This is a genomic window from Idiomarina seosinensis, from assembly GCF_044797955.1.
GTDB classification, from domain to species: Bacteria; Pseudomonadota; Gammaproteobacteria; order Enterobacterales; family Alteromonadaceae; genus Idiomarina; species Idiomarina seosinensis_A.
The window spans coordinates 1,223,372-1,241,757 of sequence record NZ_CP085211.1 but is presented as its reverse complement, the minus strand read 5'-3'; the positions used below and the strand labels follow the sequence as shown (position 1 = coordinate 1,241,757).

The 18,386-nt window shown below is 49.3% G+C and carries 23 protein-coding genes and 1 tRNA gene; 4 read left to right on the top strand and 20 right to left on the bottom strand.

What is annotated here, in order from left to right:
• Nucleotides 1–3: 3 nt before the first annotated feature.
• The 14 genes from LG288_RS05925 to LG288_RS05860 all read right to left on the bottom strand — a co-directional run bounded on the left by LG288_RS05925 (nucleotide 4) and on the right by LG288_RS05860 (nucleotide 7,921).
• Entirely contained in the window at nucleotides 4–1,230 is a 1,227-nt protein-coding gene (locus LG288_RS05925; RefSeq protein WP_404402986.1) for a hypothetical protein, read from the bottom strand.
• A gap of 1 nt (nucleotide 1,231) precedes the next feature.
• A complete protein-coding gene (locus tag LG288_RS05920; protein ID WP_404402984.1) occupies nucleotides 1,232–1,570 on the bottom strand; it encodes a hypothetical protein in 339 nt (112 codons plus the stop codon).
• On the bottom strand, nucleotides 1,558–1,755 hold the full coding sequence (locus LG288_RS05915) for a hypothetical protein (protein ID WP_404402982.1): 198 nt from the start codon (nucleotides 1,753–1,755) through the stop codon (nucleotides 1,558–1,560). Before LG288_RS05915 ends, LG288_RS05920 begins: the two co-directional genes overlap by 13 nt.
• Nucleotides 1,756–1,858: 103 nt before the next feature.
• Nucleotides 1,859–2,185, bottom strand: a complete 327-nt coding sequence (locus LG288_RS05910; RefSeq protein WP_404402980.1) for a hypothetical protein — start codon at nucleotides 2,183–2,185, stop codon at nucleotides 1,859–1,861.
• Between the two features lie 11 nt (nucleotides 2,186–2,196).
• Entirely contained in the window at nucleotides 2,197–2,997 is an 801-nt protein-coding gene (locus tag LG288_RS05905; RefSeq protein ID WP_404402978.1) for a major capsid protein P2, read from the bottom strand.
• A 256-nt stretch (nucleotides 2,998–3,253) separates the two neighbouring features.
• Entirely contained in the window at nucleotides 3,254–3,889 is a 636-nt protein-coding gene (locus tag LG288_RS05900; RefSeq protein WP_404402976.1) for a hypothetical protein, read from the bottom strand.
• A complete protein-coding gene (locus LG288_RS05895; protein WP_404402974.1) occupies nucleotides 3,882–4,334 on the bottom strand; it encodes a hypothetical protein in 453 nt (150 codons plus the stop codon). The genes LG288_RS05900 and LG288_RS05895 overlap by 8 nt, the downstream gene beginning before the upstream one ends.
• 8 nt (nucleotides 4,335–4,342) lie before the next feature.
• Entirely contained in the window at nucleotides 4,343–4,591 is a 249-nt protein-coding gene (locus tag LG288_RS05890) for a hypothetical protein (protein WP_404402972.1), read from the bottom strand.
• A 30-nt stretch (nucleotides 4,592–4,621) separates the two neighbouring features.
• Nucleotides 4,622–4,777, bottom strand: coding sequence for a hypothetical protein (locus LG288_RS05885; RefSeq protein WP_404402970.1), 156 nt, complete (start codon nucleotides 4,775–4,777; stop codon nucleotides 4,622–4,624).
• Nucleotides 4,770–4,952 (bottom strand): hypothetical protein, encoded by a 183-nt coding sequence (locus LG288_RS05880; RefSeq protein ID WP_404402968.1) that lies wholly within the window; start codon nucleotides 4,950–4,952, stop codon nucleotides 4,770–4,772. The genes LG288_RS05885 and LG288_RS05880 overlap by 8 nt, the downstream gene beginning before the upstream one ends.
• A gap of 118 nt (nucleotides 4,953–5,070) precedes the next feature.
• Nucleotides 5,071–6,819 carry a replication endonuclease gene (locus tag LG288_RS05875; RefSeq protein WP_404402966.1) on the bottom strand — a complete coding sequence of 583 codons (1,749 nt, stop codon included), beginning with the start codon at nucleotides 6,817–6,819 and terminating at the stop codon, nucleotides 5,071–5,073.
• Nucleotides 6,819–7,376: a DNA cytosine methyltransferase gene (locus LG288_RS05870; RefSeq protein ID WP_404402964.1), complete on the bottom strand. Its 558-nt coding sequence runs from the start codon at nucleotides 7,374–7,376 to the stop codon at nucleotides 6,819–6,821. The genes LG288_RS05875 and LG288_RS05870 overlap by 1 nt, the downstream gene beginning before the upstream one ends.
• Complete coding sequence (locus LG288_RS05865; RefSeq protein ID WP_404402962.1) at nucleotides 7,377–7,598, bottom strand: hypothetical protein; 222 nt, start codon at nucleotides 7,596–7,598, stop codon at nucleotides 7,377–7,379.
• Nucleotides 7,595–7,921, bottom strand: a complete 327-nt coding sequence (locus LG288_RS05860; RefSeq protein ID WP_404402960.1) for a hypothetical protein — start codon at nucleotides 7,919–7,921, stop codon at nucleotides 7,595–7,597. The genes LG288_RS05865 and LG288_RS05860 overlap by 4 nt, the downstream gene beginning before the upstream one ends.
• Nucleotides 7,922–8,169: 248 nt before the next feature.
• Here LG288_RS05860 and LG288_RS05855 point away from each other — a divergent pair, with 248 nt between their 5' ends.
• The 3 genes from LG288_RS05855 to fabA all read left to right on the top strand — a co-directional run bounded on the left by LG288_RS05855 (nucleotide 8,170) and on the right by fabA (nucleotide 11,092).
• Complete coding sequence (locus tag LG288_RS05855; protein ID WP_404402958.1) at nucleotides 8,170–8,436, top strand: helix-turn-helix domain-containing protein; 267 nt, start codon at nucleotides 8,170–8,172, stop codon at nucleotides 8,434–8,436.
• A gap of 135 nt (nucleotides 8,437–8,571) precedes the next feature.
• Complete coding sequence (locus LG288_RS05850) at nucleotides 8,572–10,506, top strand: AAA family ATPase (RefSeq protein ID WP_404402956.1); 1,935 nt, start codon at nucleotides 8,572–8,574, stop codon at nucleotides 10,504–10,506.
• 73 nt (nucleotides 10,507–10,579) lie between these two features.
• On the top strand, nucleotides 10,580–11,092 hold the full coding sequence (gene fabA / locus LG288_RS05845; protein WP_404402954.1) for a bifunctional 3-hydroxydecanoyl-ACP dehydratase/trans-2-decenoyl-ACP isomerase: 513 nt from the start codon (nucleotides 10,580–10,582) through the stop codon (nucleotides 11,090–11,092).
• Between the two features lie 66 nt (nucleotides 11,093–11,158).
• Here fabA and rmf read toward each other — a convergent pair whose 3' ends face one another.
• The 5 genes from rmf to rlmKL form a co-directional block, all read right to left on the bottom strand.
• Complete coding sequence (rmf, locus tag LG288_RS05840; RefSeq protein ID WP_404402952.1) at nucleotides 11,159–11,335, bottom strand: ribosome modulation factor; 177 nt, start codon at nucleotides 11,333–11,335, stop codon at nucleotides 11,159–11,161.
• A gap of 195 nt (nucleotides 11,336–11,530) precedes the next feature.
• Nucleotides 11,531–13,234 carry a DUF3466 family protein gene (locus tag LG288_RS05835; RefSeq protein WP_404402950.1) on the bottom strand — a complete coding sequence of 568 codons (1,704 nt, stop codon included), beginning with the start codon at nucleotides 13,232–13,234 and terminating at the stop codon, nucleotides 11,531–11,533.
• A 3-nt stretch (nucleotides 13,235–13,237) separates the two neighbouring features.
• Nucleotides 13,238–15,175: an ATP-binding cassette domain-containing protein gene (locus LG288_RS05830; RefSeq protein ID WP_404402948.1), complete on the bottom strand. Its 1,938-nt coding sequence runs from the start codon at nucleotides 15,173–15,175 to the stop codon at nucleotides 13,238–13,240.
• Complete coding sequence (locus tag LG288_RS05825; protein WP_404402946.1) at nucleotides 15,172–15,408, bottom strand: glutaredoxin family protein; 237 nt, start codon at nucleotides 15,406–15,408, stop codon at nucleotides 15,172–15,174. Before LG288_RS05825 ends, LG288_RS05830 begins: the two co-directional genes overlap by 4 nt.
• Nucleotides 15,409–15,417: 9 nt before the next feature.
• Nucleotides 15,418–17,541: a bifunctional 23S rRNA (guanine(2069)-N(7))-methyltransferase RlmK/23S rRNA (guanine(2445)-N(2))-methyltransferase RlmL gene (rlmKL, locus tag LG288_RS05820; RefSeq protein WP_404402944.1), complete on the bottom strand. Its 2,124-nt coding sequence runs from the start codon at nucleotides 17,539–17,541 to the stop codon at nucleotides 15,418–15,420.
• Between the two features lie 185 nt (nucleotides 17,542–17,726).
• Here rlmKL and LG288_RS05815 point away from each other — a divergent pair.
• Nucleotides 17,727–17,803, top strand: a tRNA-Met gene (locus LG288_RS05815).
• A gap of 39 nt (nucleotides 17,804–17,842) precedes the next feature.
• On the opposite strand, the gene LG288_RS05810 is transcribed toward LG288_RS05815, so the two are convergent.
• The gene (locus tag LG288_RS05810) at nucleotides 17,843–18,382 is read right to left on the bottom strand and encodes a cell division protein ZapC domain-containing protein (protein ID WP_404402942.1); all 540 of its coding nucleotides are present in this window, start codon (nucleotides 18,380–18,382) and stop codon (nucleotides 17,843–17,845) included.
• Nucleotides 18,383–18,386: the final 4 nt, after the last annotated feature.

Genomic DNA, 18,386 nt, shown 5'->3' with positions numbered 1-18,386 from the left:
TGATTAACCCCGTTTCCCGCTAAAAGCAAAGGCTGCCATACCGACCGCCATTGCCATGGCTAAATACTTTACCTGGCTTTCCTGAATTTCGGCGTTGTCATCCATGGCCACGGCTCCGGCCACCTGTAACGCGCTATCTAATGAGCGCTCCTGCATTTCGGCCATCTCTAACAAACTGGTTTGCGTGATCAGTGAGTTTTCGCCCAGCGTTTCCGCCAAATAGCGGTTCTGGCTGTCGGCGTAGCTCATGCTCATCTCGGATAAATCGCGGTAGTTATTCAGACTTTGACCGGCTAGCTCGTTTTGTGCCTGGAGACTCTGCGCGGATAAATCCGCCACCTGATTCCCCATTTCGGCCATATTGTCGCCGTACATTACCGCCTGTGACTCATAAGCGGCCATGGCATCGCGCATGGTTCCCGATGCCACATCAAGCCCCATGCCCGCGCCGGTTATCGCGGCGTTTATGCCGGATTCGAGCGCGTTATTAACGGTTGCGTCACTCATTCGCGCCGCGTCCAGCACATTAGCTCCGCTTTCGCTGGCCATATTTTCAACCGCTAACATGGAATTATTGGCGGTATCTAAGCCCATTCCGGCGGCGGCTAAGTTTGAATCAATGGCGTTTCTGGCTCCATCGTCAACCAATCGCGCCGCATCCATGCTGTTCTGCATGGCCGATTCGGATAAATTTTCATTACTTATAAGCGCGTCATTGGCAATATCTAACCCCATGCCCGCGCCGGTCAGGGCGGCGTTTATGGCGTTTTCGCTTTGATATTCGCTGGTTTCTTTGACCATCTGCGCCGCGTCCATGGCTCCCACTTGGGATTCCTGGGCGATACGTTCAACGGCGTTTAATGAGTCGCGGCCAAAATTGAGCGCGTCCTCATTCGCACCATCGGCGGTGGCCATGGCATCACGGGCGAAATTATAGGATTCGTTCTGACTGTCGCGGCCAAAATTAAGCGCGTTTTCGGTGGTGGCTTCGTTGCTGACCACCATTTCACGGAACCCGCTTTCGGTGGCATCCTGGCTGCGCTCAGCCAACCCTACGGCGGCATTAAACGCATCCATGCCCATATCCATAGCACCATGGTCGGTCATGGTTAGGCTGTTACCATCGCCCAAAATGCCGATCCCGTCTCCGACCTCCTGGCCGATGGTGTTATATTCGTTACTGGTTCTTTGGTCGGTTTCTGTTACCGTCCGGCTTGAACTTCCGCCCATCTTATAACCTCGCTCGGTACACGTATTCGGTTAACTCGAATTTAAGCACCTTATTTAAAAGCCTTTGCAATGCTGGCCGTAGCGTATGAAAACGCATGGTTCTATAGCCTTTCTCGCGGGCTTTTCTGATGACAATCGGTGCGGCTTTTATCAGGTTTTTACCCTCGGCGCACATGATGACCAACTCCGCCCCATCAGCCCGAAGCACCAACGCACAACCGGCTATATCAATAAACTGCACTCGCTTGGCGGCAATCTGTCGGGCGATTACATTAAAATCATTTCCCGCTGATTGCTTTATCCGGTTTAAATTCTCCGGTGTGGCCGCTAACGCTTCCACAACCAGACAACCGCCACCACTGCACCGGCGATAATGGCGATTTTTTTAACCTGGTCTTTATCGGAAAAATTCACGCCGCCGCCGGAAAAGTTAAACGAACTGGCGCCGATATTGCCGCCCTCGTTCGCGCTACTTGCCGCGCTAGAGCTTTGAATCGGTGGTAATGACCCCATACCTGGAAACATTATTCACTGTCCTTTTTAACGTTCAGCTTTGAAACCAGATAGGCGGCGGTCACGCTTGCGGCTAAGGTTGTTATAAAGTTTTTCCAATTAATCATAATGCCCCCTAGCGCGTTAAAATCAGCGCCAATGCCAGTGCACCGGCACCACCTAAAATGACCACGGAATTGTCCACGCCGTTAATCCACTGGCTGCTTTCCCCCTGGCTAGTCTGCTGCTGGCCGGTTCGCTGTGGCTGCGCGTTCGGGCTGCTGGTGTACTCCAAAGCGCGGTCGTTGTAATACTGCGCTTCTCCGGATATTTCCGCGCGTTTTTCCGCTTCACGGATCTTTAAATAGCTTTGCATTCCGCCTAAGAACACATCACCCAACCCGTTTAAGAACCCGCCATCACTGGCGGGCATGGTCTGGTTTTGTGGATATGCTACGGCCATAACTTACCCCCTTAAATGCCCTGGAATTGGTCGTAATACTCGCAAACCGTATCCCATGAGCCTGGCGTGTCACAGGTCAGACGCAAGCGAAAATCCTGCACAGACACTTTACCGGCACGAAGCACAAGCGCGTTCATTGGATTGCCCTCACGGACAAAATCAATGGTTGTTCCGTTAGCGTCCAGCGGTGTGCGGCCAATATCTGACTGCAATTTTTCGCCCAGCGCTTTCGATGCTTCGTATTGTTTATACGAATCAACTTCAACTTCAGCGCGAGAAATGTCCGCTTTGCCGAACAGGTGGATCGCACCGATGCGGGCCTGTTTTGGCAGTGAATCAATTTCTTTTGCGCCACTGGTCGCGGTGCTGGTCGGAAACTCTTTGATTTTGGTGATTAAACCAAGCGGCGAGTTTAGCGATTGTACCGCGTGAGCGGTGACAACCGGTGCACTTGCGGCGGCATCAATATCAAACTTAATGCTGAATGTCGCAACATCGGCCGTACCAATGGCGAACAGGCGGCGAAAGTCGATATTGTCAAACTCCGGCCGGACGAAATGAAAATCTAAAAAGCCAGCGTTGACAGCGCGATTGTAATAAGCGTTTAACTGGTTTAAGCGCTCGGCGGTTTTTAACTGCCAAATCACCTTTCCGTTAATCACGACCTGGATATTTTTCATCTGCGCGGGTGTAACTCCGGCATATTCCAGGGTAACACGGTCGTAGGTATGACCAAGCGGCAATTCCAGCGTGGCGGTTGAACCGGCGGCAACGTTGGAAAGACTGGGTAGTTGTTTGAGTTTGCGGCTCATATAACCCCCTTAACCCGTAATGCGGCGAACGGCGGTTACTTTGTTGCGGATTGTATTGGCCAGCAATACGCCGCCGACAACAACCAACAATGATTTCATTTGTGATTTGTTCATAAAAAAACTCCAGGTTTCGGACAATAGCGCCGTCTCGGCGCGAAAAAATGGTTTTGCATTTACACGTATAGCGATTAAAAAACCGCCTGACAACCCCCAAACGGCGCGGATTCTACCGCGCCCCGTATAAGGGCAATTATTTTTAAATTTTTTCCTTTTTTCCCGTTTTTACATCTAATTTAAAGCGTTCATGACTTCGCATATCGGCCACAATAAATTCCAAATCCCGTAAACCGGATAAGGTAACATCGGGTAAATCAATCTCCCGCGCTATCAATTTGCGGTCGGCGCTTCGTGTCATTCGTCCGGCGAATATATGACTTGCGTTGCCAATAATGGTTTTATCGGATTCGGCGATTCGCTGAGTAACACCGATAACGGTTATCCCGTATTTTCGGCCACGACTCACGATTTTGTGCCAATCGGCGGGGGCCTTGCTCGGCGTGGTACGGTTCCCCCCTGCTAATTCTTCAGCAATAAACAAGCAATTCCCCCAGGCAAACGCGATATTGCAGACCGCTCCAAACGCCTGCGGTGTTTGCGCGACAATACGCACCTTCATTTGTCCGCCCTTGGTGGCGGCCACTTTATCCACTAAATCGCTTACACTGGTTGCGGTACAAACGCCTTTTTCGTCTCCGTACTCGTCATCTGGATCTAAAATAATCGCGCGTTTATGGCGGGCTAAGCGTTTTTTAACGATAGAGCTTTTGCCGCTACCGCTTGAGCCTGTCACCACAAAAATTTCAGCGTTTAAACTCGTATCGACTTTAGTCAAGGTTTATGACCTCCGGCATTTTTACCTGGTTATCTGGTTTAAATTCTTGCCCGGGATTTGTCCCGGGACGTTTTTTATCTTGTATTTTGTCCGGTTTTTTCTCCGGCTTTTTGCGCGGCGTTCCCAGGCGTGGCGTGATCACCATTGCAGCTGTTGTTACCAGCGCAATTTCAGCCCCAAAGCGGTTAAACATGTCGTTATCAGGGAAATATTTATCCAGTACCGCCGCGCCATGCTCGGATAGCTGGCTAATTTCTTCGGCACTGACTCCCCAATTCGGGGCCAGAATGCCAAATCCACCGGATAACACAGCTTCGAGCAATGGCGCGGTGTCCATGTGTCCGGCTTCTTCGGGCATTTCTTCGGTCGGCGCTTCGTATTCCGGCGGCGCTTCGGCAATATCAGCGGCGGCGGCCTGGGCTTTTAAATGCTCTAAATTCTCCACAGTACCCCCTAGATTAACCAGTCATCATCGTTACTGGTGTCCGGCTGCGGTGACTTTTCCGGCTGCGGCGTTTCGTCCGGCTCATTAAAGCGGCCATTTTGTTTAATAAACCGCTCAAACTCCGGCGTTTTCCCGTGGATAATGCCCGACTCCCGACAATAATAATAAAGCGGGTACTTGCCGCGCTTGGCTTTTCTGATTTGGGCTTGCGCTCCCGTAATGGGGCATTTTATCGCCCCTATGTTTTCATTTGGCATGTTGCTCAATCTCCCGACTGTGCGAAAAGGTTAAATCAACTCGGCTATTAACCCGTTAAAGTGGGCCTGCTTTTCGGCCAACTGCGTTAATATCGGTTTGATGGTGACAAACGGCGCTCGCTTCGCCTGCTCGGTTAAATTGCGTATCTCAGCGGCCAGCGCTAACGCTTGCTCTCGTTTATCCATTGTCTTTAAACTCCGGTTGCGGTTTGTTGTAGCCCTTGCTGGCTCTAATCCATCCGTTTTGCCATGCAATATACAAATCACTACCTTGCAAGTGCGGATTTTTATCTATCATCACGCCACATAAAAAACTTTTCCAGCCTATTTCTCGCGCTTTTTGTCGGCTTATTGTGTTCATTAGCAACCCCCCATCTCTTGCCGCCATGCGGCATAAATGATAAACGCTACAAGGCAAATTCCTGGCAGCAATGATAAGAAAGCCATAGCGGCTATAATTAAATCCTCTCCATCTAACTTCATGCGGTTAACCCATCTATCTTTTGGCTAAATACATCGCCCAATTTTCGCCTTATCCTGTCGGAATAACTTAATTCCCCGACTTCGTTCCACTGCTCGGCACTCAAAAAGAACTGTTTATTTTTGGTGGCCGCGTAGTTAGTAACAGTGCTCCAAGTGGCGCGACTGTCGTCGCGCTTCGCTCGCTTACTCCACTCGCTGACGCGAGTGAGCAACCGAAACCCTAAAACCTCAACCCCGATTATCCGCTCTGAAAACTCGGCATAATCGTTTAACGGGGCTTTTTCCTTGATCAGCTTGGGGCGGTACTCATTAAACAGACGTTGAAACGCCGACCAATCGTGCAAGTCGGCTGCATCCCACAATTCGCGCACCGCTTCGGGCAAATTCTCGCTGTATCGGCGTAGCTCTCGATACGTAGTGACAGCGGCGCACCCGAAAAACTGAAACTGTCGCAACTTCCACCCCGACGCCCACGCGGCCACGCGCTCGGCGTTGTCTTTTAAAGTGGTGTTTGGATCTTCGTCGCTGGCCTCAAACTCGACGTTTTTGGCGTTGATATTCTTGGCAATGTATTTAGCGATATAACCCACGGCCCCGCCGTTCGGGCTGTCTAGGTCGATATATTCAAAGGTTATCCGGTTGCGCCTCGCACCCTTTTCTTCCGCGTCATGCTGTAAAGCGTACTTTTGCATGATTGCGCGGGCCTGTTGGCGCTGGCTTTTCGGAAAAAAGGTGAGTAAATGCCAATGCGGCGTTGCGTCCTGGTGCGGCTCAACCACGCGCACCCCGAACCACTCTATACCGGCCCTGATGAATTTATCGCGGCACTTTTGCCACTGCTTACATAAATAGTTGTTGGTCTGTCTCGGCGTGGCTCCGCTGTATTTGCGGCTGGTTGCGTGGTATTTGCTCGGTGCTGTCCAGGTAACAAAATCACAGCCCCAATTATCGGCTTTGGCAAGATCCTGTAGACCCCGAATACGAACCATCAATTCTATACGGCGTTTATCAGGGTGAGCGCTGGATTTTTGCCACATTTCATAAAGGTCTATAACGTCACCGGCTTCGTTTACAAGCTCAAGCGACTGTAAAAAATTTTCGTTCGCGGTTTTCTGGTCTTTTGACCACTGCAATAAATCTTTCGACACGTAAAGGGATTTACCGGCCTTAACTTCGCCGAGTGCTATTTCCCAATGCTCGCGCATCTGCCTTGCGGCTACGTTGCCTTTACGCTCCCACCACTGCGGCGCGATTGCTTTTAGCAACGCGCTGAATTCGTGATCGGTTTCTATTCTCGGCGGCTCGACACCCTGCGCCCGTATATGTTTACAAACTTTTTCGGCAATTTCCGGCAGATTCTCGGCGGTCGGCTCCCCGTATAAGGCGGCAATATCGCGGCATTCTTCGGCCATGACTAAGGCCCAATCATGGCAATTTTCCACGTATAAGGCTTTATCCCCGTAAACGCTTTTTAGGCTTTTGAGTAATTTTGAATCCTGCATTTGATGAAACTGGCGGGCTAATTTTCGCGCGTGGATATTGGCGCTTCGGTGCTGATTAATATGCCCGTTCGCCGTTATTTGCTCGCGGTTGTTGCGATCGACGTATTCACGGGTTAAGCGTTTTTTGGCGGTCTTGCACAATCCGGCGGTGATACGCTCCAGCCAGTTTTTAGCATTATCAAACTGAAGCCCGTTGTCTGCGTAAAACTCCAGCCCGTAAAGGTCAAACGCTTGGCGGCTCATCAGCTCCACTGCTCCGCCATAGCTTCCGCAATACCTTTAAATGTAACGCTTCGCTGTTTCCAGCGGTCGGCGCTCGGCGGCATCTTCCAGATCTTCTGCTCGCGGCCATCAACGATGTTTGTCGGCTTAAGCGGCGGTAAATTATGCAGCCATAACCCTGTTTTTTTGGTTTCTCCGTGTCCGAACTGCCACGGCTGAACGTATTGCGTGGGCTTTATTGGCAATACACCCACCGGATTCTCCATGCAAACGCGGACGCTCTGACGTTTCGCCAGCCCGAATAATCCAACCGTCCAGTCAATAGCTTTTAATCGCTCGTCGTGTTTTTCGCAGCCTTTCCCATACCAACGATTCCCGGAAACGGCCAGCGCGGTGCATGGCGGGTGCATAATGATTAAGTCCCACCGCTGCGAGCTGATAGCGTCGAAACAATCACCAACCACATGCGGTCCTGGTGATTCGGTCTGCAGCAAATCGCAGCTAACGGCATCGTGGCCACGGTCTAAAAAGGCATCACGGACAACGCCGGAAAACTCACAGGCAACTAAAACTTTCATTTAAATACCCTCCACATCAGCGGCACAAGTGCCGTGAAGTTGCGCCCAAATTTTCGAGCGAGCATTTAGCGCCTTTATATACTGATCAGCAATTTTGCAATTAGGGCGCTCATTATCAATTAGCGCCATGCTTTTAATGGTGTCAATGGTGTTAATCCTCATGCTTAACAGCTTTTCAATTATTGCGGCTTCGGCATCTGTAAAAACTGCTGGCTTTTTCATAACTCACCCCGCGCAATTACTTTAATGCAGCGGTAAGCGGTCATCATGCGGTTTCGCTGGTCTTTGCGCAGCTGTCGCCATAAGGTAATGCGCTGACCTCCGGCTTTGAGGTAATCGGTTAACAGCGGACAACCGGCGGCTTTTAACCACACTTGCTGATCGGTTTCATTCAGTGCGTTAAAGCGGCTGGCTAAATTTGATTCGCGCTGGCTTGTGGCTTGATTCAGCCTGGCTACCTGCTCTTTAAACAATTCATAACCTTTATCGCCATCGAGCGGTGCTTCACCGTCCGGCGTGATGATGTCAATTTGTGGCTGTCCCATGGTTTACCCTCTCAGCTTTTGGCCTTGCGGCGTGATTGCCCCTTGCGGGGCTAGAAATTGGAGTGTAAAGCGGTGCGTGTTCGGTAGGGTGTCGAGTCCTTAACGGCACTATCACCGCCTTACGGGAAAAGATAATGGCCCATTAGGACATTTAAATAAACCCCTATGACTTTTTACACGCTGATTGTTTGCTTAATTTTGCGGCAATAACTACTATGAAAGGGTCGAGTCTAAAAAACGGTGAAACTATGAATTTTGAAAAAATCCTGATTGACTGCATTCGTTGGTCTGATGGCATTTCGGCTGTTAGCGCTGCTCACTTTATTGGTGTTACCCCCTCAACTTTTGGAAAATGGCGGCGGTACGATGAAACCGGACGTTTTCCCAACCCTGAGCATTTAGTAAAAATTGCTAAATTATCAAAGCATGATTTACGGGAAGTGGTAGCGGCTTATATGGCGGCGCGTTGCGACAACCCCGAAGCAATAAGGGCTTACGAGGATTTAGCGGCATAAATAAAGGCGTTCGGGTTCCTTATTATGACTTAACTTTAATATACATTATACGCAATTAGATTTTAAGCAAGAGTGGACTGTCTTTTGGTGTTTTCTGTTAAACTATTGGCATTCGTTAGTTTGGGATTTGATGTTATGCAATTAGACGTCCGGGCACTGCGGCCTGACACCGAAAGCTGGTTAAAACAGCGCCCTAAAATTTGCCGGGAAACGTTATTGGTTGGTCAACAGCGTGCCCTGGATGCGATGACGCAGTCGCTCAGTCAAAGCGGCTGCTATGCCAATGCGTTCGCCATCATTCCGCCGGGTCTGCAAAAGAAAAACGTCTTAAACAGTTATTTCGAACAACAACAGTGGCAACACAGCTGCTGGTTTGACTGGCTTTACCTTGCCGACCCTGAGGACCCTTTAAGGCCGTTGTGTATTAATGTCCCCTCAGGCACCGCCCATGACTTTATGGATGCCGTACTGGCATTCATTGAAGCGGATAACGCCGGGCGTGAATCGCTGCACAGCCAACTTGTCAGTCGTTTTGATACGCAGAAAGTCCGAGACTATTTACAGCGCATTAGCGATAAGACTGTCGGAGATTTTAGCGGCGGCCAGTTCGCCAGTGTGATTGTTGGTCATCAGCACCCGGCACCGTTTTATTATTGTGATCGGGTATCTGAAGCCCGCTTGTTTGGGCAACTGGGCGTGCAGTCTATAGAAGGCACTGTGCGTTCCGATTTGCATCTGATTGAACCAGGGTTGCTGTTAACGGCTAATGGCGGTGTGCTGGCAATAGAAGTTCATCAGTTACTGGAGAATCTGAATTTATGGCGCCGGCTTAAGGATACGCTGCTGACGGGCTTGTTTGAATGGCCTCAGCCATCGCCTGACAGCGGCCCGGCTTATTTTTATCGGCCACAGCCAATACCCGTCGATATAAAGATTATTCTGCTGGGCAACCGGCATGAGTACGCTCAGTTGCGCGAATACGATGAGGACTTCGACCACTTATTTCCTTTTTTAGCTGATTTTCATCGCGATTACCCCCTTTACCGTGAACCTGTAGCGGATTACTTTCATTACCTGCAATACGTCTGGCAACAAGCCGATGTTTTGCCGCTGGATGATTCAGGTTACAGCGCCCTGCTCCGCGTTAGCGCCCGGCAGACAGAGTTTCAGCAGGAACTAAGCCTTGATAGCGTTTATTTGATGCAGGTACTTCGTGAAGCGCATTCGATTGCCGCACAAACGTCGCAGACACACATTAATGGGAACAGTGTCGATAAAGCGCTTAGTCAGCAACTTGCGCGCGAAAGCCAGTTAGCCGAACTCAGCCGTCGCAGTATTATCGAACAACAAGTACGTATTGAAACCGACGGCGAGGTCATTGGGCAGATTAACGGCCTGACGGTAGTGACCATCGGCGGTAGCGACTTTGGTGAGCCGTCGCGGATTACTGCGACTATTCATTATGGGGACGGCGATATCATTGATATCGAGCGTAAGTCAGATATGTCCGGTAATATTCACACTAAGGGTGTTATGATCCTCAGTGCTTACCTGGCTAATCAATTTGCCCGTCACGAACCAATGTCTGTGTCGGCTACCGTTGTATTTGAACAGTCTTACTTTGAAGTGGACGGCGATAGCGCATCAATGGCTGAGCTTTGTGGTTTAATATCAGCGTTAGCCGAGGTGCCCCTCAAACAAGCGCTGGCGGTCACCGGCGCCATTGATCAATTTGGTAATGTACAAGCTATTGGTGCCGTTAACGAAAAAATTGAAGGCTATTTTGGCCTCTGCAAAGAGCTCGGACTTAGCGGTCAGCATGGCGTAATTATTCCTGCAGCAAATCAGGCACAGCTGAACCTAAACCGGGAAGTCATCGATGCAGTTGCTGCCGGGGATTTTCGGATCTACGCCGTCAAACATGTTGAACAAGCACTCGAACTGCTCTCCGGGCTTTCGAAGCAGCAGTTATTTAAACGGGTTGAACAGCGTATTCATGATAACGATACCCCAACCCCAGTGTCTTGGTGGCAGCGTCTAATGCGGAAGATAACTGCGACTAGTGACTAGTCGGAGTTGTCTGGCTTACAGCTGTAAGCTAAACTCGCGGGCATCTTTCTTTATTAACACGCAATAGGTTGTTATGAATCAATCCAGTTTTTCTCGTCAGGATCTGCTTGACTGCAGCGAAGGTAAACTCTTTGGTGAAGGTAATAGTCGCCTGCCGGCACCGAATATGTTGATGATGGATCGCATCATCGAAATTAATGCCGACGGCGGTGAAGCCGGTAAAGGGTTCATTCACGCAGAACTCGATATCACCCCGGAATTATGGTTTTTCGACTGTCACTTTAAGGGTGATCCGGTAATGCCCGGGTGTTTGGGTCTAGACGCAATGTGGCAGCTGGTTGGTTTTTACTTAGGCTGGTCAGGTGGCCCAGGCCGCGGGCGCGCATTGGGTGTTGGTGAAGTTAAATTTACCGGCCAGATCTTACCGGAGCATAAAAAAGTCAGTTACTTTATTGATATGCGCAGGGTAATAAAGCGCAAGCTCTTTATGGGGGTTGGTGATGGTCGTGTAGAAGTCGATGGCCGCCCTATTTACACGGCAAAAGACTTAAAAGTTGGTTTATTTACTGATACCACAACGTTTTAAAAGCACATAAAAAAACGCCGGAAGCGCTCTGCTTGCCGGCGTTTAACACACACGGTGTCTGACAAATTAGCGGAATAAGCCGGTGTTTCTGGCCTCCATGGCGTCGCGCCAACCTCCTAACCACTGCGAACGAAAATCGTCCTGGGTCTGATAAGGACAATTCTCTTTAGAACGTCCAGATAATCCGGCTTTATAGCCTTGAGTATGGGCTCTATCAAAGCGATCGCGCTTTTGTCTTTTCATAAACCTACCCCTTGCCTGTTATTCACAGATTTTTTGTTAAGATTATCGGAGAGCATTTATTGATGCCCTCAATTAATAGATAGCCTTAATTCGGGATAGTTCAATGAAAAAAAGTAACACATTAATCGTAAAAACTTTAACAGATTGAAACTGTGTTACTTTTTTTTAACGTTGTCGTTATGAATTTTTGTTTCTTTAAAACCGCTTGCGACGAATCCGGGTTATAAGCCCGCCCAGTATGGCCAAAGCCAGTAACGGCAAGTGGCCGAAGCTGGCTCCACTGCGTTCGATTTCGTTTTCCTCCTGACGGCAATTGTTCAATTCGCCCTCAATCGGATTTAACTTGATGGCTACCGAAACCTCGCGTGTTTGTGTTTCGCCATTGGCATCAAGGTACTCTTCAGTTTTTAACGCTGTGGCCAATACTTCGCCGGAATCAGTAACATCATTCGCTTCAACAATAAAATACGGACTGTCACAAGCCGTGGTTTCGTTCAAATCAATAAAACTCGGCTGCTCAGCCTGGCTGTCATACCAAAAGCCAACACGGCGACGCACTGATGAAATCGTTGCTTCAATCTCTCCGGTTCCTACGATAACGCCGTTATTATTAATGGCGTTAGGTACTGTCGAGGAGCCTGAGAAAAAGCCCGGTAAAGTAATCGGTTCCGGACTATCCAAATCATGGTAAAAAGCGGTATTACGCAAATTACCGGCACGATTTTCTACCAGGTAGCCGACACTGCGATTATTATCGTTGATATCGGTCGCAGCGCCCCAAAAGTAACGTTCATCTGTGGTTACCGGTAACGCTTCACCATTTTGAAATAGGGCCGGCATGCGTATTGCGCCGCGTACAGGGTGATAAGTCCAGCTCTGGCCTACCGCAATGTCGTTATTGTTCAGCGCCAGGGCGTAACTGGAAAAGTCACGGTCGTCATCTTCCCGCCGTTCTTGCAGGGTGCCTAACTTGGTGCTGCTGATGACTTCACCGTTGTTATCCAGCTGCCATAAGAAGCCACGGATATCATAGATCGAACGGCGCGCCAGATATTCGCTGCGCGAATAGTAAGACGGCGCAATGTTGGTGGCTTTTTGGTTATACAGTTCAAGCCAGATACTGTAATAGCAAACTTCCTTCGGCCGCGTTACTACTGCGTCGGGATCGTCAACCACACAGTTGCTTAAGCGTTCCTGCGCAAACGGACTAACTGCTGTACTCGCATAACCGGCGGCAAGGCCATTATCATTAACGTCCATTATGGCGCTTTCGCCACCCATTTCCGCCGTTTCCGGTGGCGCAATCCGGGTGTTCAGACCATCTCGAAGCCAGACACCGCGGCTGATAAAATCGCGTACATAAAAGGTACTGGTGATTTCTTCGTCTTCACCGTTGGTGTAAGTGTAGTCAACCGGCATAAAAGGACCGGTGGTGGTTCCGACCGCACTATTACTGCTGTTAATTGCGTACAAGTAACTTTCGGAGGTGATCGCTGGCTGACCCTCAAAAAAATCGACTGAGCGGGTTAGACCGTCAAAATAAAAGCCGTTATGCAGGCCCAGCTGAAGTTGTTGTGGGTTCGTATTTTGATACATCGCCAGGCTGTTGACTATATACTCGTATTGCGCCGGTGTCAGACTCTCAACCTGCTCAACGTCACTGATGCCGGCATTAGCTAAAACTGTCGCAGATACCTGAGTCAGATCAATATCGAGATCCGTTGGGAAACGCGAAATGCCGACCACAAAGCCTTGCCCATTCATCGCCTGGGGAAAGCTGTGACGAAAATTTTCAGCGGTGGGGAGCTCTTCAATAGCAAAGGTATCACTGTGTGCTGTCAGACTGATACCCAATAAAATCCCAGCGCTTAAGCTTTTTAGTGCAAATTGTTTCATCATTAACTAACTACTCTGTTTTGATAAGTTTTCAAGTTCTTCCCAACGCTCAAGCATTGACATGATCTGTTCTTCTAATTGCGCCGCTTCATTCATTACCGGCTCGGTCACATCAATAGGTTGATTAAAAAACTCAGGTTCATTCAGTTGTTCTTGTATTGCCAGTAACTGTTGTTCTTTTGCTTCAATTTCAGCGGGTAAACTATCCAGTTCGCGCTGCAGCTTATAGGATAACTTCTTCTTTGCCTTAGCTGAACCTCTATCTGCCACCGCCTCGCTTGATGGTGCCGTCCGTTGTTGGCTGTCTGACCCTGCGGGGGTGGGTTTGGTTCCCTCGGTTTTTGGCTGAGCAGCGAGATAATGCTCTAACTCATTAAAGCCACCGATAATTTCTGTGATAACCCCCTGGCCTTCAAAATAAAGAACCGCGGTGGCCGTATTATCAACGAATTCACGGTCGTGGCTGACCAGCAGCACCGTACCCTGGTATTCGGCAATAATTTGCTCGAGTAATTCCAGCGTTTCGATATCCAAATCGTTTGTTGGTTCATCCAACACCAGTAAATTACTGGGTTTTAACAGTATTTTTGCCAATAACGCGCGATTGCGTTCACCACCAGAGAGCGCCGAAACCGGCGTTCGGGCTTGTTTTGGCGAAAATAAAAAGTCCTGTAAATAACTTAAAATATGTCGCGGACGGCCCTGAAACACCACGTCCTGCTTGCCTTCACCCACGTTATCCATAACACTTTGACTCGGGTCCAGCTGCGAGCGGTGCTGATCAAAATAAGCAACTTCGAGGTTGGTGCCGAACTTCAGTTTGCCTTTATCAACGTTCTGTTCACCTAAAATCACTTTAATCAGAGTACTTTTACCGCAACCGTTAGGGCCGACAAAAGCAACCTTATCGCCCCGTTGCAACAGCAGATCGAGATTACTGATAATGGTTTTATCAGCAAACTGCAGTTGCATGTGTTCACCTTCAAACACTCGCTTACCAGAACGCCCTGCCTCATTCACCCTAAGGTTCGCCTGACCCTGCAATTCGCGCCGTTGCTGACGTTGTTTGCGCAGATCCTGTAAAGCCCGTACCCGGCCCTCGTTACGAGTCCGCCGGGCTTTAATACCTTGCCGGACCCAGGTTTCCTCAGCCGCAAGTTTTTTATCAAATTCGGCATTCTGAGCGGTTTCGATTTCCAGCTGTTGCTGCTTTTTTTCCAGATAGCGGTCGTAATTACCGGGGTAACTGGTCAGCTGCCCCCGGTCAAGGTCGACAATACGAGTGGCGAGGTTTCTGATAAATGCACGGTCGTGGCTGATAAATAAGACCGCCCCTTTAAATTCTTTAATCTGTTCTTCCAGCCAGCGGACCATCTCGATGTCTAAGTGGTTGGTCGGTTCGTCCAGCAACAGCACGTCAGGATTAACAACCAATGCCCGGGCCAGCGCAACCCGGCGTAACCAACCACCGGATAAGTCGGCCATGCTTAAGTCATGGGGTAAATCCAGACGCGTTAATACCTGCTCTATACGGGTTTCCATCTGCCAGCCATTTAACGCATCAATTTTTGCCTGCAGGCGATCCATTTCGGTCAGTAACGAATCTTTGGCATGTTCACCCAGTTGTTGTGAAAGCTGATGATAACGCGCTAATAATTCACCGGTTTCCTGCAGCGCTTCGGCAACGTAGTCGTAGACAAGCTGTTCTGACTGTTTTGGCGGGTCCTGTGGTAAGCGGGTTACTATTGTGTCACCGACATACTGAACCTGACCGTCGTCTAAATGAATTTGCTGATCGATCACCTTTAACAGGGTCGACTTTCCCGCGCCGTTACGGCCCACCAAACAGACCCGCTCGCCCGGCTCAAGCACAAAGTTAACATGGTCTAAAATTGCGTCAGCACCAAAGGCTAACTGCGCGTCCTGCACGCGTAATAAATTCATTCTTCAATAAACTCCAGTAACTGCTGTGAGTCAAATGGCCAGCGTAGCTCATTGTCGTTATTATCGACCAATACCGGAACTAACCAGCCATATTCTTGCTGCAAGTTTTCATCGCTGGCAATATCAATTACGGACAGGTCAACAGGCTCATCCAGCGGTAACTGATGTAACAGCTGCAAGGCCTGGGTGCAAAGCGGGCAATGAGATTTAGACAACAGATAGTAATGGTTCATAGCATCCGCTTAAATCCGCGAGATAATAAAGTAATGATGAATCCCTTTATGACGCTTAAAGTCCTCGGGTATCGAGGCCTGGCTTTGATCGTTGACACTAAAACCGGCCTTTTCCAGACCTGCTTCATCAATCACAAACTTACGCCGATTATTCGAAAACAGTATCACTCCGTCTTCACTTAACAAGCGCGCCGCGGTTTTAATTAAACCCACGTGGTCGCGCTGAATGTCTAATGTGCCGTCCATACGCTTTGAGTTACTGAATGTGGGCGGATCGAGAAAAATCACATCAAAAACCTGGCTGTCCCGATTTTCCCGCAACCAGCTAAAACAATCGGCCTGAATAAACTGATAAGCCGGGCTGTTTAAGTTGTTTAACCGGAAGTTGCGTTCACCCCAGCGCAGATAGGTTTTTGACATATCCACAGAAACAACCCGGTTGGCTCCGCCAAGTGCAGCCTGCACCGAAGCTGAACAGGTATAGGCAAACAAGTTAAGCACATCCAGATCTTCGCACTTATCAAATAATTCTTTACGGGCCAGACGATGATCAAGAAATAGACCGGTATCCAGGTAATCCGTTAAGTTAACCTCAAAGCGCGCCTGGTATTCCCGGACCGTCAACACCACACTGTGCGCTCTTTCTTTGCGTTTTTGGTACTGCAAACTGCCGGACTGGCGCTGGCGAACTTTCAGAATAATGTGATCTTCGGTAAACGGCAGTACTTCACTGATGGTTTCCAGCAAGTGCCATAGACGATCCCGGGCCACTCCCTCGGGAATGGTTTTCGGCGGCGCGTACTCCTGCACGACCAGATAGTCGCTGTAGACATCAATGGCTGCGTTGTAATCCGGTAAATCAGCGTCGTATAAACGCCAGCTTTCTACACCTTCTTTAGCAGCCCATTTAGACAGTTTTTGGTAGTTTTTCTGCAGCCGGTTAGCAATATCATTGTTTTGCTTTTCCGTAAATTCGACTTGTTCTTTGGTTAAGTCATAGTTGGCTAAAGTGACTTCCAGAGCACCATTGAAAAAGCGATACTTTTTATGACTGCGAAGCTTGAGACGTTTTAACAAACTCTCATCGCCAGCCAGGACAGCCGCCTGCCAGCCTTCAAAATGCGTTTTTAACTGGCGCCCGAAGCGTCGGTACAGCAACAAGGTTTCTACTTCTTCGCCCAGCCGCTCGCCAAATGGTGGATTAGTAACTAACAAGCCTGACGAGGTGCTGGGTTCAGCTTCTGTGGCATCGGCCTGCTCAAATTCTATAAAGCGATCAAGTAACACACGCTTACTATTAGCATGTGCCATACTCACTAAGCGCGGGTCTTTATCCGAACCCCGGATGACGCCCTTAAACTGTTGCTGTGCCTGCTTAAAGCGTTGTTCGGCCTGCTCCAGTAAAGCATGCCAAATCGCTGGTTTATGCCCTTTCCAGTAAAAGAAGCCCCATTGTCCCCGGGCCAGACCAGGGGCATGATCTAAAGCCATCATTGCTGCTTCAATGACCAGGGTTCCGGAGCCACAGAAGGGATCGTAAAAATTAAACTCGGGCTGTGCTAACCAGTCCTCGATGCCGGCCCGATACAGTATCGCCGCCGCCAGATTTTCGCGCAACGGGGCCTCCCCCTGTTGCTGCCGGTATCCCCGTCGATGCAGGCCGCTGCCACTAAAGTCGAGCGACCAGACCAGCTGATCTTTGTGTAACCGGGCGGCGATGCGAATATCCGGATTTTGTTTATCAACCGATGGCCGGCTTTGACCTTTGCCACGAAAAAAGTCGACGATGCCATCTTTAATTACCTGCGCGCCAAACTGAGTGTGACGTATTTGCTCGCTATGACCATTAAAGTCAATAATAAGCGAAGCAGATGAGTCCATTACCTGCTGCCAGTCAAACTGACTGATGACCTGTTGGATATCGTCGGCGGTATCAACTTCCGCGCGTCCCAATTCCAGCAAAACACGGCTTGCCAGGCGCGACCATAGGGCAATTTTATAGGCTTGTTCGAGGTCTGCCTCGACGGTACAGCCCGCCATGGTCTGTTTTACCTGTGTAATGCCCAGCGACTGTAATTCATCAAACAATAACTGCTCGATGCCTTTAGCGCAGGCAATAAAATATCTTTGCATGTGATTAACACAACTCATAATGATTAATAGCCGGTGATTATACAGAAGGCTGCGGCTGGTGTCTTTACTACCCGGCGCTTTGTCGAATTAATCGCCGAACTGATTAAGAACTGTCCGAACAGTCAGGAAAGGTAAAATAACGCTTGCGTTAACAGAGCAAGATCACTACTATGCATCACATCGGACGCGGGGTGGAGCAGTCTGGTAGCTCGTCGGGCTCATAACCCGAAGGTCGTAGGTTCAAATCCTGCCCCCGCAACCAATTCTTCCGTTGTTATTTCTCGTAAAAAAATCCCTTAGGTTAAGCAAGCTTTTGTGTCGACTGCGCCAGATCAATGGTGGCCGGCAATAAGCGATTGTGCAGTACCTTAATCACCTGAAATTGCTTTAGACGCTTTATGGCGGAAATTTGCATGGAAGGATTCAACAGCATACAGCTGGCAAATTCATCATCAATTTCCAGAATCAGGAAAACGCCCTGATCAAACCCCGAGTTTAACTCACACAAAGTGCGCTGACTGTCCCAGCTTTCGATGTCCGATTTTTGAAAATGCCAGCTTTGCGGCATTTGTGGGCAACCAAAACGCAAACAGGCCAAGGCACACAGTGCTATATCGTCCAGCTCAGCCTTAAAAACCTCGGCACCATAGTGCTCCAGCGCTTCAACCAGTTGCTGATAGGTCGCGGCATCTTCGACTGAAAAAAGTTGCTGCTTAAAGCCGATGTTGATGAGCTGCTGCGGTTTGTAAGGCAACACAAAGAGTTCATCTTCGCCGATATTTATCGCTAATCGTTGCTGCTCGGGCTGATAGACCCAGCACCATTGCATAACATCACTCAAAATT

Coding starts and splice junctions, on each gene's coding strand:
- LG288_RS05925 (WP_404402986.1), bottom strand. CDS start 1,230: ATGGGCGGAAGTTCAAGCCGGACGGTAACAGAAACCGACCAAAGAACC.
- LG288_RS05915 (WP_404402982.1), bottom strand. CDS start 1,755: ATGTTTCCAGGTATGGGGTCATTACCACCGATTCAAAGCTCTAGCGCG.
- LG288_RS05910 (WP_404402980.1), bottom strand. CDS start 2,185: ATGGCCGTAGCATATCCACAAAACCAGACCATGCCCGCCAGTGATGGC.
- LG288_RS05905 (WP_404402978.1), bottom strand. CDS start 2,997: ATGAGCCGCAAACTCAAACAACTACCCAGTCTTTCCAACGTTGCCGCC.
- LG288_RS05890 (WP_404402972.1), bottom strand. CDS start 4,591: ATGCCAAATGAAAACATAGGGGCGATAAAATGCCCCATTACGGGAGCG.
- LG288_RS05885 (WP_404402970.1), bottom strand. CDS start 4,777: ATGGATAAACGAGAGCAAGCGTTAGCGCTGGCCGCTGAGATACGCAAT.
- LG288_RS05880 (WP_404402968.1), bottom strand. CDS start 4,952: ATGAACACAATAAGCCGACAAAAAGCGCGAGAAATAGGCTGGAAAAGT.
- LG288_RS05875 (WP_404402966.1), bottom strand. CDS start 6,819: ATGAGCCGCCAAGCGTTTGACCTTTACGGGCTGGAGTTTTACGCAGAC.
- LG288_RS05870 (WP_404402964.1), bottom strand. CDS start 7,376: ATGAAAGTTTTAGTTGCCTGTGAGTTTTCCGGCGTTGTCCGTGATGCC.
- LG288_RS05865 (WP_404402962.1), bottom strand. CDS start 7,598: ATGAAAAAGCCAGCAGTTTTTACAGATGCCGAAGCCGCAATAATTGAA.
- LG288_RS05860 (WP_404402960.1), bottom strand. CDS start 7,921: ATGGGACAGCCACAAATTGACATCATCACGCCGGACGGTGAAGCACCG.
- LG288_RS05855 (WP_404402958.1), top strand. CDS start 8,170: ATGAATTTTGAAAAAATCCTGATTGACTGCATTCGTTGGTCTGATGGC.
- LG288_RS05850 (WP_404402956.1), top strand. CDS start 8,572: ATGCAATTAGACGTCCGGGCACTGCGGCCTGACACCGAAAGCTGGTTA.
- fabA (WP_404402954.1), top strand. CDS start 10,580: ATGAATCAATCCAGTTTTTCTCGTCAGGATCTGCTTGACTGCAGCGAA.
- rmf (WP_404402952.1), bottom strand. CDS start 11,335: ATGAAAAGACAAAAGCGCGATCGCTTTGATAGAGCCCATACTCAAGGC.
- LG288_RS05835 (WP_404402950.1), bottom strand. CDS start 13,234: ATGATGAAACAATTTGCACTAAAAAGCTTAAGCGCTGGGATTTTATTG.
- LG288_RS05830 (WP_404402948.1), bottom strand. CDS start 15,175: ATGAATTTATTACGCGTGCAGGACGCGCAGTTAGCCTTTGGTGCTGAC.
- LG288_RS05825 (WP_404402946.1), bottom strand. CDS start 15,408: ATGAACCATTACTATCTGTTGTCTAAATCTCATTGCCCGCTTTGCACC.
- rlmKL (WP_404402944.1), bottom strand. CDS start 17,541: ATGCAAAGATATTTTATTGCCTGCGCTAAAGGCATCGAGCAGTTATTG.